General features: G+C 63.0%; 10 protein-coding genes. 7 read left to right on the plus strand and 3 right to left on the minus strand.

Going from position 1 to position 13,668, the window contains the following annotated elements; translation table 11 throughout:
* The 5 genes from AC2FNS_RS09210 to AC2FNS_RS09230 all read left to right on the plus strand — a co-directional run.
* The coding region (locus AC2FNS_RS09210; RefSeq protein ID WP_496803823.1) for a glycine cleavage T C-terminal barrel domain-containing protein at window positions 1–1,335 on the plus strand (1,335 nt) is incomplete at its 5' end.
* Window positions 1,336–1,337: 2 nt separating this feature from the next.
* Window positions 1,338–2,882, plus strand: a complete 1,545-nt coding sequence (locus AC2FNS_RS09215) for a trimethylamine methyltransferase family protein (protein ID WP_496711831.1) — start codon at window positions 1,338–1,340, stop codon at window positions 2,880–2,882.
* Window position 2,883: 1 nt separating this feature from the next.
* A complete protein-coding gene (locus AC2FNS_RS09220; RefSeq protein WP_496711830.1) occupies window positions 2,884–3,570 on the plus strand; it encodes a TetR/AcrR family transcriptional regulator in 687 nt (228 codons plus the stop codon).
* Window positions 3,557–4,861, plus strand: coding sequence for an NAD(P)/FAD-dependent oxidoreductase (locus tag AC2FNS_RS09225; protein WP_496711829.1), 1,305 nt, complete (start codon window positions 3,557–3,559; stop codon window positions 4,859–4,861). The genes AC2FNS_RS09220 and AC2FNS_RS09225 overlap by 14 nt, the downstream gene beginning before the upstream one ends.
* Before the next feature lie 54 nt (window positions 4,862–4,915).
* Entirely contained in the window at window positions 4,916–5,647 is a 732-nt protein-coding gene (locus AC2FNS_RS09230; protein ID WP_496711828.1) for a hypothetical protein, read from the plus strand.
* On the opposite strand, the gene AC2FNS_RS09235 is transcribed toward AC2FNS_RS09230, so the two are convergent.
* Window positions 5,635–9,063 carry an indolepyruvate ferredoxin oxidoreductase family protein gene (locus AC2FNS_RS09235; protein WP_496711827.1) on the minus strand — a complete coding sequence of 1,143 codons (3,429 nt, stop codon included), beginning with the start codon at window positions 9,061–9,063 and terminating at the stop codon, window positions 5,635–5,637. The genes AC2FNS_RS09230 and AC2FNS_RS09235 overlap by 13 nt on opposite strands.
* Window positions 9,064–9,202: 139 nt before the next feature.
* Here AC2FNS_RS09235 and AC2FNS_RS09240 point away from each other — a divergent pair, with 139 nt between their 5' ends.
* The gene (locus AC2FNS_RS09240; RefSeq protein WP_496682521.1) at window positions 9,203–9,664 is read left to right on the plus strand and encodes an Lrp/AsnC family transcriptional regulator; all 462 of its coding nucleotides are present in this window, start codon (window positions 9,203–9,205) and stop codon (window positions 9,662–9,664) included.
* On the opposite strand, the gene AC2FNS_RS09245 is transcribed toward AC2FNS_RS09240, so the two are convergent.
* Window positions 9,665–10,036: a DUF3307 domain-containing protein gene (locus AC2FNS_RS09245; RefSeq protein WP_496727619.1), complete on the minus strand. Its 372-nt coding sequence runs from the start codon at window positions 10,034–10,036 to the stop codon at window positions 9,665–9,667. It lies immediately after the preceding gene.
* 146 nt (window positions 10,037–10,182) lie between these two features.
* On the opposite strand from AC2FNS_RS09245, the gene AC2FNS_RS09250 reads away from it, so the two are divergent.
* Entirely contained in the window at window positions 10,183–13,269 is a 3,087-nt protein-coding gene (locus AC2FNS_RS09250; RefSeq protein ID WP_496797723.1) for a cyclic nucleotide-binding domain-containing protein, read from the plus strand.
* Between the two features lie 6 nt (window positions 13,270–13,275).
* On the opposite strand, the gene AC2FNS_RS09255 is transcribed toward AC2FNS_RS09250, so the two are convergent.
* The gene (locus tag AC2FNS_RS09255) at window positions 13,276–13,563 is read right to left on the minus strand and encodes an ArsR/SmtB family transcription factor (protein ID WP_496797724.1); all 288 of its coding nucleotides are present in this window, start codon (window positions 13,561–13,563) and stop codon (window positions 13,276–13,278) included.
* Between the last annotated feature and the right edge of the window lie 105 nt (window positions 13,564–13,668).

Below are 13,668 nucleotides of genomic sequence, written 5' to 3' on the forward strand. Positions count from 1 at the left end.
GTCGGCAAGACGCTGGCCGAATGGATGATCCATGGCGAGCCCGAGGCCGACGCCTGGCCGATGGATGTGGCGCGCTATGGCGACTTTGCCCAGAACAAGCGCTACATCCGCGAAACCACCGGCCAGTTCTATTCCCGCCGCTTCGTGATGACCTATCCGAACGAGCAACTGCCTGCCGGACGCCCGTTGAAGATGTCGCCGGCCCATGACGCAATGACCGAGGCGGGTTGCAAATGGGGCATCAGCTGGGATCTCGAGGTGCCGCTTTATTTCGCGCCCAAGGGGTTCGAGGAAACGCCGACGCTCAAACGCTCGAATGCCTGCAACATCGTGGCCGAGGAATGCCGCACCATCCGCGAAGGCGTGGGCCTGATGGACATCACCGGGTTTTCACGGTTCGAGGTTTCGGGGCCGAATGCGGAAATCTGGCTTAACAAGGTGATGGCCTCGAAACTGCCGGGACCGGGCCGCGCGAAACTGGCGCCGATGCTGGGCGAGAACGGGCGGCTCAAGGGCGACCTGACGGTTCTGAACTGGGGCGACGGCACTTGGTGGATCATGGGCAGCTATTACCTGCGGGCCTGGCACATGCGCTGGTTCGACGATCACATGATCGACGGGGTCACCGTGCGCGACCTGGGCGAGGAGGTCTGCGGCTTTGCCGTGGTTGGCCCGAAATCGCAGGCGGTGGTCGAGAAACTGGCCGAGCAGGATATCTCAACCCTGAAATTCATGGGCTGCGGTGACTACGACATCGGCCTCGTGCGCGCCCGCGTGGCCCGCATGTCGGTCACCGGCGAAAAGGGCTATGAGATCAACTGCCGCTATGGCGACCACATCGCCCTGCGCCGCGCGCTGCTTGAGGCCGGAGCCAGCGAAGGCATCCGCGAATGCGGCTTCAACGCGATGCTGTCCACGCGGCTTGAGAAGAGCTTTGGCATCTGGTCGGCCGAATTCACCCAGGCCTACACACCCGGCATGACCGGCTTGGACCGCTGGATTGACTGGGACAAGGATTTCGTCGGTAAGGACGCAGCTCTGGCCGAGCGTGAGGGCAACGGCCCGGCGCAGGTTCAGGTGACGCTCGAGGTGGACGCGCTGGATGCGGATGCCAGCGGGTACGAGCCGGTCTGGGCGGGCGACCAGCGCGTGGGCTTCGTGACCTCGGGCGGGTATGGCCACTATATCGGAAAGTCGCTGGCGATGGCGCTGGTGGACCGGGACAAGGCGCAGCCGGGAACCGAACTGTCGGTGCACGTGGTCGGGGTCGAGCGTCCCGCGCGGGTGATCGCGCCGTCGCCTTATGACCCCGAGGGCAAGGCGATGCGGGGCTGATCGTGGCGGCGCGGGGCAGGGATCGCCGTCGGCGGGGCCGGGGCGCTGAGGCCGTACCCGCGACCCATCGGGATGTTAACTATCGCCAGTTGCGCAACCCGTTTCCGGTGATGGAGGTCTTTCCCGCCGACCAGATCGCCGACATGCACGAAACCGCTCTCCGCACGCTGGAGGAACTGGGCGTCAAGGTCCTGCTGCCCGAGGCGCGGCGCCTGTTCGCCGCCGCGGGGGCGCGGGTGGATGAAGACAGCGAAATGGTGTTCATCGGTCGCGATCTGGTCGAGGCTGCGGTGGACTCGGCCCCGAAATCCATCGCCTGCCGGGCAGGGGCGCGGCATCGCGACTTCACGCTGGAGCTGGGCAGCCTGGTGTTTCAACCCGGCGCAGGCGCGCCCAATGCCACCGATCTGGAACGCGGCCGCCGCCCGGCCAGCGGGCAGGATTACCTCGAGTTCCTGAAGCTCACCCATCATTTCGACGTGTTCCAGATGATTTCGCCGCAGGTCGAGCCGCAGGACGTGCCGACTCACCTGCGCCACTATTTCACCACGCAGGCGCAGATGGAGTTGACCGACAAGTTTCCGTTCTTCTTCTCGCGCGGGACGCCGCAGGTGATGGATTGTTTCCAGATGCTGGCCGTCGCGCGGGGCCTGCCGGATGACGAGTTTCGCGCCCGGCCGCATTGCTACACCATCATCAACACCAACAGCCCGCGCACGCTGGACATTCCGATGGCGCAGGGGCTGATCGACTTTGCCCGTCACGGTCAGATGTCGATCATCACGCCGTTCACGCTGATGGGAGCGATGGCGCCGATCACCGTTGCGGGCGCGATCACCCTGTCCCATGCCGAGGCGCTGGCCGCCCTGACCCTTACCCAACTGGCAAATCCCGGCGCGCCGGTCTGCTATGGCACCTTCACCAGTAACGTGGACATGAAATCAGGCGCCCCGGCCTTCGGCACGCCCTCGCATTTCCAGGCCTCACTGGCGGCGGGGCAACTGGCGCGGCATCTGGGCCTGCCGTGGCGGTCGGCGGCCGGGTCGGCCTCTAACGCCAATGACGTGCAGGCCGCCAATGAAAACCAGTTCGGGCTGTGGGGTTGTCTGATGGCGGGGGCCACGGTGATCATCCATTCGGCCGGGTGGCTGGAAGGGGGGCTGACCGTGTCCTTCGAAAAGCTGGTCTGCGATGCCGAGGTGCTGAACATGGTAGCCGAGCTGTGCGCAGGGGCTCAGGCGGGTTCGGCGGAGATCGGGTTTGACACTGCGTTGCGCGAGGTCGAGCCCGGCAGCCATTTCTTCGCCGCCAGCCAGACGATGGAGCGCTACACCACCGAATTCTACGAACCGCACCTGCATGACTATGCCAATTTCGGCACCTGGACCGAACGCGGATCGCTCGATGCGAACCATCGGGCCACCGCGGTCTGGCGGGACATTCTGAACAATTTCGAACCACCTGCGCAAGACCAGCCGGGGCTGGATGCCATGCGTGATTTCATCGCCCGCCGATCCGCCGAGGGCGGCGCGCCGCCGGAGAGTTGAGATGAACAGCAAACCCATCCTGCATCGTGACGACCCCAAGGCCGAGCCGCTTGTCGGCAACGTCAAGGTCACGCGCGATGACTGGTTGAACGTGGCGATGGATGTCTTGATCTCGGACGGGGTCGAGCAGGTCAAGGTGCTGAACCTAGCTGACCGCATGGCGGTGTCGCGGTCCTCGTTCTACTGGTACTTCAAGTCCCGGCAGCACCTGCTGGATGCGCTGCTGGATCGCTGGCAGGCCACCAACACTGCTGCCCTGATCGCGCAGGCCGAAGCCCCGGCCGAGACCATCACCGCCGCCGTCTGCAATGTGCATCGCTGCGTGGTCAACACCGCCTTGTTCGACACGGCGCTGGATTTTGCCGTGCGCGACTGGGCGCGGCGGTCGGGCAAGGTGCGGCGGATGCTGGACCAGTCCGATGCGCGCCGCCTGGCCGCGCTGCGCGCCATGTTTGCCCGCTATGGCTATGAGGCGGTCGAGGCCGAGACCCGCGCGCGCGTGCTGTACTACATGCAGATCGGCTATGATCTGGCGCAGTTGAACGAGCCATTGGCGACGCGCCTGTCGTTGGTGCCGCATTACCTGTACGTCTTTACCGGGGTCGAACCGCGGCCCGAGGAAATCGAGGAATTCAGCGCCTATGCCAAGCGCTGCTGGGAGGGAGGATCAAGCCATGAGCCAGCCTGACGCAATCATCATCGGAACCGGCGTGATCGGCGCGGCCATCGCGTTCGAGATGGCCAAGGCCGGGTGGAAGACCCTCTCGCTGGACCGCAACGCGCAGGTGGGGCATGGCTCGACCGCCGGGTCCTGCGCGATCATCCGGATGCACTATTCCACCTTCGACGGCACAGCCTTTGCGTGGGAGGGCTATCACTACTGGCGCGACTGGGCCGACTATCTGGGCCTGCCCGACGGGGCCGATCTGGCGCAGTTCCGCGAGACCGGGTGCCTGGTCATGAAGACCGAGGCCAACGGCCACTTGGAAAAACACAAGAAATACAGCGCCGAGTTGGATTGCCCCTTCGAAGAATGGTCAGTCGAACAGATTCTCGACCGCCTGCCGATCTACTCTCTTGAAAGTTTTGCCCCGGCCAAGCGGATGGACGACCCGGAATTCGGCCAGCCGAACGGGGCGCGGATGGGCGGCGGGGTATTTTGGCCTAAGGCGGGTTATGTAACCGACCCGGCCTTGTCGGCGCAGAACCTTCTGGATGCTGCCAAGCAACACGGCGCGCAGGTACGGACCGGGGTCGAGGTCGTAGAAGTCTTGCAGGAAGGTGGCAGGGTCAAAGGCGTCCGGCGGGCCTCGGGCGAAGAGATTCACGCGCCCGTGGTGATCAACGTGGCCGGGCCGGGATCGTCGATCATCAACCGCATGGCGGGTGTGCTGGACGACATGACCATCGAAACCCGCCCGCTGCGGCAGGAGGTGGTGCATGTGCCGGCGCCCGAAGGGTTCGATTTCGAGCGTCAGGGAACCATCGTCTCGGACAGCGACATTGCCTGCTACTGCCGGCCAGAACATGGCAATCACATCCTGATCGGATCCGAGGACCCGGACTGCGACCCGCATCAGTGGTGCGAGGACGATGTGCACTACAACCACGACTTCACGGACCAGTGGACGACGCAGGCGATGCGATACGCGCAGCGCGTTCCCAACCTGGGCATCCCCTCGCGGATGCGGGGGGTCGTGGATCTTTATGACGCCTCGACCGACTGGATCCCGATCTATGACAAATCCAGCCTGTCGGGCTTTTACATGGCCTGCGGCACCAGCGGGAACCAGTACAAGAACGCGCCGATCGCAGGCAAGATGATGGCCGCGCTGGTGGAGTATTGTGAGGGCGGTGCGGATCAAGACGCCCAGCCCCTGCAATTCGAGCTGCCCTATATCAAACGTACCATCGACGTGGGTTTCTATTCCCGCAAGCGGCCCATCAACGAGGAAAGCAGCTTTTCGGTCCTTGGCTAGCCATGCCGGACAAATGCGCTAGCTCTCGGGAAACACTGAGAGAGGGCGTGTGCGATGGCGGAGAATGACACCAGAGTTCTTATCTTGGGAAGTGCGCCCGCAGCACTGGCTGCGCGGGATTGGGCGCGCGGGGCGTTCACTCATATCGTGGCCATCAACAACGCCTGGCGCATCCGCGAAGATTGGGATTTCCTGATCCATCCCGAGGATTTTCCGGCCGAGAACCGCCCCGACTGTCTGACAGCGACGCAGCGCATCGTGACGGCGCAGGATTATGTCCCGATCCAGAACGCGTATGGCGGCTTCGTCTATGCCGGTGGAACCATGGCCTTTACCGCCGGGTACTGGGCGCTGGGCGATCTCAAACCATCGGTACTGGCCTACTTTGGCTGCGACATGGTCTATCCGCGCTCGGGCAATACCCATTTCTACGGCCAAGGAACGGCCGATCCCTTGCGCGCCGACGTCACCCTGCGCTCGCTCGAGGCGAAATCGGCACGGCTGGCGCTGCTGGCGGCGCGTCAGGATTGCAATGTGGTGCGGTTGTCCTCCGGACCCAGCCGGCTGGTCTATCCATCCGTTTCACATACAGAAGTGATCCCCGAGGCCCTGCCGAGCACCGAACACGTCGATGCTCTGCTGCAGGCCGAGTGTGAGGTCGGTTACGTGGTGCCATCCGGCCGGTATTGGGAGGTCGAAGACCGGTTCGATCCAGTCGTTGTCGACCGGCTGGATGCGGCTTGGCTCGCAGCTTACAAGGCCTCGGTGCTGGATCAGGCGGCCTGAGCGCGCGGCGCGCGCAACAAGTCTTCGACCTTTCGTCTGGCAGTCTCGGCCGCTTGTATCCGAACCGGGCCATAACCGCGGATCTCGTCAGCGCAGGCCAGGATGCTTTGCCACGTTTCGGCATCCCGATCGCCGTACTCGGCCACAACGCGGTCCAACAGCCCCTGATACCAATTCAGCAGATCGCGGTGGAGGCGCGCTTCGGCGTGATAGCCAAACGGATTGAGAGCTGTTCCGCGCAGCGCCCGCATCTTTGACAGGCCCCGCAGAACCGGCTGCATCCAAGGTCCGAACGCCTTTTTCAGCGGTCGGCCCCGTGCGTCCGTTTTGCGGCTCAGCAGGGGCGGAGCCATGTGAAAGCGGACCGCAAAATCGCCCTCGAACTGGTTGGCCAGGTCCTGGGCGAAATGGTCCGAAGTCATCAGCCGCGCGACTTCGAACTCATCCTTGTAGGCCATGAAGCGGAACAGGTTGCGAGCGACGCTGCGCAGCAGGGTCTCGTCAGCCTGCGGCAGCGCCGAGCGGAGGGCGGCGAAACGATCGGCATAGGCCTGCGCGTATTTTGCGTTTTGATACTCGGTCAGGTAGGCGGTGCGGCGCGCAATCATCTGATCCAGTGTTTCGTCCGAACCAAAGTCGTCGGAAGGCAGCGCCAGAACGTCCGGACGAACCGCCATGTTGCGCCCGATTGCAAAAGCCAGACGGTTCTTCTCGACAGCGACACCGTTCAGCAGGATCGCCTGACCCAGCGCGACATGCGATACCGGCACAAGACCGTGCTGCCACGCAAAACCCAGCATGATCACATTGGCAAACACGGCATCACCCAGCAGGTTTTCCGCCACCGCATTGGCGTCGAAACCGAACAGGTTTTTCGCCCCAACCACGTTCTGAATTGCCTGTTCACGGGCTTTTACCTGCAACTGAGCGTCGCGGCGCAGAACGATATCGCCGGTCGGCATTTCCGCCCGGTTCAGGACCACGCGCGTACCCTTGCGGTAATGCGCCGAGGCTTTGGGGGCCGAACTGACGACGACGTCGCAACCAATCACCGCATCGGCCGCGCCCTGATCAATGCGGACCTGGTTCAGCGCGTTTGGAGTGTCTCCCAAACGTATATAGCTGAGAACGGTTCCGAATTTCTGAGCAAAGCCTGTGAAATCCAGGACCGAGGCGCCTTTCCCCTCGAGATGGGCCGCCATCGTGATCAGCGCACCAACTGTCACCACGCCTGTGCCGCCCACGCCGGTGACCAGCAGCTCGAACGGTTTGTCCAGGCGGGGCAGGGTAGGGTCGGGGAGCCCGTCCTCGAGTTTTGCCAGATCCAGCTTTGCCATGCGTTTGCGGCGTTCGCCGCCTTCGATGGTCACGAAGCTGGGGCAGAATCCGTTGAGACACGAGAAGTCCTTGTTGCACGAGCTCAAATTGATCTTGCGCTTGCGGCCGAGCGGGGTTTCGCGCGGCTCGACGCTCAGGCAGTTGGATTCGACCGAGCAGTCGCCACAGCCTTCGCAGACTAGGTCGTTGATCCAGACGAACCGCTTGGGGTCCTCCATCGTGCCGCGCTTGCGGCGGCGGCGCTTTTCGGTGGCGCAGGTCTGTTCGTAGATCAGGACGGTCACGCCCGGCGTCTCGCGCAGCTCGCGTTGCAAGGTGTCCAGTTCGGCGCGGTCGTGGAAGGTTGTTTGCGCCGGGAAATCGGCGTGGTGGAATTTAGAGATGTCGTCCGAAACGATAGCGATCCGCTCGACGCCCTCGGCGCGGCAGGTCTGGGCGATGCCGGCCACGCTGACCGGCCCGTCCACCGGCTGGCCACCGGTCATGGCCACGGCGTCGTTGTAGAGGATCTTGTAGGTGATGTTGGTCCCGGCCGCGACCGCCTGCCGGATCGCCAGCGAGCCCGAGTGATACCAGGTGCCCTCACCGAGGTTTTGGAAGATGTGCTTGCCGCCGTTGAACTTGGACGCCACCACATGCGGCACACCTTCGCCGCCCATCTGGGCATAGCCGACGGTGTGGCGATCCATCCACGAGGCCATGACGTGGCAGCCGATGCCGCTGGCCGCCATCGAGCCCTCGGGCACCTTGGTCGAGGTGTTGTGCGGACAGCCCGAGCAGAAATAGGGCGTGCGGGTCGCTCCGGGCACGTTGATCAGTTGCGGCGGCCGTTCGGTCAGCGCCTTGGCTTTGGCGGGCAGGCCTTCTTCGGGGAAGAACTTGTCCAGCCGGGCCGCCACGATCGGGACCAGCATCAGCGGGTTCAACTCGCCCGTCCACGGGATCAGCGGCTCGCCATGGCTGTCGTATTTGCCCACCATCTTGTGCGGCTTGTCGCCTGGCCAATCGTAGAAGTATTCCTTGAACTGGCTTTCGATGATGCCGCGCTTTTCTTCGACGACCAGCACCTCGGCCTTGCCCTTCACGAAGCGCAGCGCGTTGCGCCGCGCCAGCGGCCAGACCATGCCGACCTTGTAGATGTCGATGCCCAGACGGCGGCAGGCGGTCTCGTCCAGTCCCAGCAGGCGCAAGGCCTCCATCAGGTCCAAATGCGCCTTGCCAGTGGTGACAAAGCCGAACTTGGCGTTGTCGATGTCATAGACGCGCCGGTCGATCGGGTTGGCCTCGGCAAAGGCGCGCACGGCGCGCAGCTTGTGCTGGATGCGGGTCTCGATCTCGGGGGAGGGCAGGTCAGCCGAGCGCACATGCAACCCGCCGGGGGGCAGGTCGATCTCGGGCAGGATGAACTGTCGGTCGGGGTGCAGCTCGACCGAACGGGCGCTTTCGACGGTTTCCGAAATCGCCTTGAACCCGACCCAAGTGCCGGAGTACCGCGACAGAGCAAAGCCGTATTCGCCGAATTCCAGATACTCCTCGACCGAGGCCGGGTTCAGCGTGGGCATGAACCATGCCATGAAGGCCACGTCGGACTGGTGTGGCATGGATGAGCTGACGCAGCCATGGTCGTCGCCGGCCACGACCAGCACGCCGCCCTTGGGGGCCGAGCCATAGGCGTTGCCGTGTTTCAATGCGTCGCCTGAGCGGTCGACGCCCGGCCCCTTGCCGTACCACATCGAGAAGATGCCTTCGAATTCGCACTGCGGGTCCAGGGTCGCCTGCTGCGCGCCCAGAACGGCGGTTGCGCCCAGATCTTCGTTCACGGCGGGCATGAAGGTGATGTTGTCGGATTTCAGCCGTTCGCGCGCGCGCCACAGTTCCAGATCCAGCCCGCCCAAGGGCGAGCCGCGATAGCCCGAGACGAACCCGCCCGTGTTCAGCCCGGCATCGCGGTCGCGCCGTGCCTGATCCATCAGGATGCGTGCCAGCGCCTGCGTGCCGGTCAGGAATACCCGGCCGGTGGTCTGTTCATAGCGGTCTGCAAGTTGATAGGTCCGAAGTGCGCTGTCGTGGTGGCTCATGGCTGGGGTCCGCGCGTAGTTTTGAACCCGAGAATTCTGGACCGATCTGTGTGAAAAATCGTTCCAATTTCTCCGAGAAAATAGGTATTATCCGAAAAATTTGTTCACAAATATGCGATTTTTGAAATAATCTGGGCGCATGTTGGAGCTGGACGACAGAGATCGCCGCATCCTGGCGCTTTTGCAGAAGAACAGTCGCATGTCGAATGCCGATCTGGCGGATGCGGTGGGTATGTCGGCTTCGGCCCTTTGGCGGCGCGTGCGCGCGCTGGAAGAGGCCGGTGTCATCGAACGCTATGGCGCGGTCGTGAACCCGGCCGCGATGGGGTTGGCGTTCGAGGCGATCGTGCATGTGCATCTGACCCGCCACGACCCGGACCGGATCGTGGAATTCATCCGCGCGATCGAGACATGCAAAGAAGTGCAGGAGTGCTATTCCACCACCGGCCAGGCCGATTACCACCTGCGGGTCCTGTGCCGGGATCTGGCTGCCTACAATGAGTTTCTCGAGAATTTCTTGTTTCGATTGCCGGCAGTTGCCAGCGCGCAGACGAATGTCGTCCTGCGCCCGGTCAAGCGCAACCGGCCGGTCGAGCTGTGATCATCTGGGCACGAACTCGACCCATGCCCAGGCCATACCGACATAGGTCAGGTTGTGTAAAAACTGATCCAGCCCCGCCGCGCGCCAATACGCCGCCTGGTTCGGTTGCAACTGCTTTTTGTCGGAATAGCTGGCCTTGGCGAAATCGATGTTGAAGTGGATGATCCACTCCAGCGCCACGATCATCAGAATGAAGGACAATGGGGCGCCGAAGATCACGAATACGATGACCGAGCCGATGACATGCACCAGCGCATGCTGGGCGCGCCCAGCATGGAAATACACCCCGCGCCCCGACAACATCTTGGGGGTCTGGAGATAGAAGTCGGCAAACATGTGCTTGACTTGAAGCAACGCAACCAAAAGCAGCACTGTGCCCAGTGTGGCAGGCAAATGAACCCTCCCGATATCATCCCCAGCACAGATTAGGTGCAAATTCCCGCGTTCGCAAATGAACTAGTTCACACAAGCCGAATTAGTTTCCCACCACCTGAATCCGTTTGCGTCGCCGATTGCGAATGCTGTACCGTCGGACTGCTTTGTTCATTCGAACGTTGCCAGTTTTGAGATTTGGTTCATCAGCAGGGGCAGGCGCCATAGAACGTTCGATTTTCGGGTTTATCTGGAAGTACTCAAAACGCGATCAGCTGATCCTGTTGGCCGTGACGGCGACCCTTTTCCCACTGCTGTATCTGACGCTGGAACTGCCCAAGCGCATAATCAACGATGCGATCGGCGCCTCGAGCGAGGTGGTCGATGTCTGGGGCTTTGCCCTGGAACAAACGACATTCCTAATCATTCTTTGTTTTGCGTTTTTGGCCGCCGTCCTGGCGCATGGCTTGATGAAAATGCGCATCAACACCATGAAGGGCGTTCTGAGCGAACGCATGCTGCGTCGGTTCCGCTATCAGCTGATCCGGCGGGCGGTGCGGTTCCCGCAGCCCTATTTCGAACGGGTCAGCCAAGGCGAGCTGGTTTCGATGATCACCGCCGAAAGCGAGCCGATGGGCGGCCTGATGGGCGACGCGATCAGCCAGCCGGTTCTGCAGGCCGGACAGATGCTGACCATCCTGTCCTTCCTGTTCCTGCAAAGCGTCTGGTTCGGCCTGGCCGCTGTGGCGCTGATACCGGTGCAGGCCTGGCTGATTCCGCGGCTGCAACGGCAGATCAACCTGCTCAACAAGCGTCGCATTCAAGAGGTCCGCGTTCTGGCCGCCCAGATCGGCGAAAACGCGGCCGGCGCGGCCACCCTGCGCCAGAACGGCGGATGGCGCTATCGTCTGGCGTTGATCTCGGCGCAGCTGGGCCGATTGTTCGGCATCCGGTTCGAGATCTACCAGAAGAAATTCTTCATGAAGTTCATCAACAACTTCATCACCCAATTGACGCCGTTCATGTTCTACCTAGTGGGCGGTCTGTTGGTGCTGCAGGGGTCGGTGTCATTGGGGGCGCTGGTGGCCGCCCTGGCCGCGTACAAGGATCTCAGCTCTCCCTGGAAGGAACTGTTGACCTACTACAACCAGACCCAGGACATGTCGCTGCGGTGGGAGGTGGTGATCGAACGCTTTGCCCCCCAAGGAATGTTGGATGAAAGGCTGTTCGAGGGCACGCCCGAGGACGTTCCGCACCTGAAGGGCGACATCGTGCTGGATCAGGTGACGGTGCGCGATCTGGACGGGAACCAGATTCTGGACGATCTGAACCTGACCTTCGGTGCCGGCCGGACCATCGGCATCGCCGCCCCCAGCGAGGAAGACCGCCGCGCGCTAGCCGATCTGCTCACGCGCGAGATCCTGCCCGGATCGGGCAAGGTCGAGGTCGCCGGGCAGGATCTGTCGGGCCTGCATCAGGCGGTGATCGCCGCCCGGATCGGGCATGCGACCTCGCGCCCGGTGATGTTTCAGGGAACCATCGGCGACAACGTGATGATGCCGCTGCGGCAGCGCCCGTTGACCCCACCGCCCGACGATCCGGACTTTCAGGAAACGCTGCGCGCTGGCAACAGCGCCGATCCGCTCGACGCCGAATGGCTGGAACCGTCGCTGGCCGGGTTTGAAACCACCCAGGACCTGCGGGACTGGTGGCTGAAGCTGATCGAGGGGATGGGTTCGGGACCGACCCTGTTTCAGCGCGGGGCCGAGCAGGTGTTCGATCAGGACCTGCACCCCGAACTGGCCGCCCGATTGATCGAACTGCGGCCGGTGGTGCAGGATGCCATTCGGACGGCCGGTCTTGAACAGCAGGCGCTGCTGTTTGACCGTGCGTCCTACAATCCGGCGCTGCCTGTGGCCGAAAATCTGTTGTTTGCGGTTCCGCGCGTTCCGGTGACCCAGCAGTTGCTGGCGCGGCAGACCGTTTTTCTAGGTCAGTTGCGAGACTTGGGGCTGGACGAGACGCTGGTGGCGTTGACGCGCGACGTGATCGAAATGTTGCGGCAGATCTTCGGGCTGGATGGAACCGACCACCCGCTGTTCCGGAAACTGGGGCTCGAGGCCGCAACCTACGAGGCGGCGGTCGAACTGGTCGAGCGGACGCGCGAGACCGGGGCTGCCGGGCTGGATGACGAGCAACTGGCCAGCTTGCTGGCGGTGCCGTTCGTGATCTCGGCCGAGCAGATCGGGCCGGCCTTTTCCGACGAATTGAAGAACCGCATTCTGGAATTGCGCCACAGCCATTCGCACAAGCTGATGGAGCGGCTGAACGACGTATTCGCGCCGCTGGATCCCAACCAATTCGCCCCGGGCCTGACGGTGTTGGAGAACGCGCTGTTCGGCAAGGTCAGCCAGATCGGCGGCGCCCGCTCGGACGAGGTGCGCAAACTGGTCGCCGATGTGCTGGCCGAGAACGGCGCGCGCCCGATGGTGATCGAACTGATCTACGACATCCCGGTCGCGCTGGGCGGGCAGAACCTGCCGGCGGCCCTGTCCGAGCCGCTGGCCTTCACCCGCGCCACGATCAAGAAGCCCGACATTCTGATCCTGGAAAACGCGCTTGCCAGCTATGGCATGGAAACCCAGATCGCGGTGTTCCGGAACCTGCGGGCGCTGCTGCCCGACACCACGATCATCTATCTGAACGATCAGTTCCAGACTCCGGGCGTGTTCGACATGTATGTCGAAATCCGGCAAGGTCGGGTCGTGTCAGATCAAATCGCATCCGAATCCGAAGGCGAAGGCGCAGCCTCGGCCGATCTGGTCCGCAAGCTGCGCGCACTTGAACAGACGCCGTTGTTTTCGGGGTTGGACCGGCGGCAGTTGCGCCTGCTGGCCTTCGGGGCGCAATGGTATCGCGCCAGCGCCGGAGAGGTCGTTTTCCTGAAAGACGATCAGCCCACCGACGGGGCCTATATGATCATCGAGGGCGAGGCGGGATTGTACCTGCCGCAAGAGAGCGGCCCCGACCAATTGGTGACCCGCGTCGGGCCGGGCACCCTGGTCGGCGAATTGGGGCTGATCCGCAAGGAGCCCCGCGCGCTGAGCATGGTGGCCGAAACCGATTTGACCTGTCTGCGCATCGGCGAAGAAGAGTTCCTGGCCGTGGTCGAAAACGACGCGGCGACGGCGTTCAAGTTGATGCAGGTGATCGCGGGGTATGTCTCGCGCTGATCCGGGTCAGCTTTGCGGCTTGCAGTACAGCGAATACAGCAGATCGATGACCTGCGCCGTGTTCCCGTCCGCAAGCGAATAAAAGACCGTCTTGCCCTCGCGTCTGGTCGAAACCAGCCCTTCGGCCCGCAGCCGCGCCAACATCTGGCTGACTGCGGCTTGGCGCAGATTCAGCAGTTTCTCCAGCTCTCCCACCGACTTTTCGCCGGCGCTCAGGTGGCACAGGATCATCAGCCGCCCTTCATGGGCGAGGGTCTTGAGGAACGCGGCGGCTTGGGTCGCGCTTGCGGCCATGTCCAACGTTGGTTTGGCGGGCTGAAATGTTCGGTCAGTGTCTGGACGGGTCAAGATACACCTTGCAGCGCTGAAGATCGGGCCGGGCCTGTATGCACCAAGCCG

It is taken from the genome of Ruegeria sp. BHSA191, from assembly GCF_059613325.1.

Excerpts from the sequence above, each read along its gene's own strand:
- AC2FNS_RS09235 (WP_496711827.1), bottom strand. The coding sequence starts at position 9,063 with ATGAGCCACCACGACAGCGCACTTCGGACCTATCAACTTGCAGACCGC.
- AC2FNS_RS09220 (WP_496711830.1), top strand. The coding sequence starts at position 2,884 with ATGAACAGCAAACCCATCCTGCATCGTGACGACCCCAAGGCCGAGCCG.
- AC2FNS_RS09250 (WP_496797723.1), top strand. The coding sequence starts at position 10,183 with ATGCTGTACCGTCGGACTGCTTTGTTCATTCGAACGTTGCCAGTTTTG.
- AC2FNS_RS09255 (WP_496797724.1), bottom strand. The coding sequence starts at position 13,563 with ATGGCCGCAAGCGCGACCCAAGCCGCCGCGTTCCTCAAGACCCTCGCC.
- AC2FNS_RS09225 (WP_496711829.1), top strand. The coding sequence starts at position 3,557 with ATGAGCCAGCCTGACGCAATCATCATCGGAACCGGCGTGATCGGCGCG.
- AC2FNS_RS09230 (WP_496711828.1), top strand. The coding sequence starts at position 4,916 with ATGGCGGAGAATGACACCAGAGTTCTTATCTTGGGAAGTGCGCCCGCA.
- AC2FNS_RS09240 (WP_496682521.1), top strand. The coding sequence starts at position 9,203 with ATGTTGGAGCTGGACGACAGAGATCGCCGCATCCTGGCGCTTTTGCAG.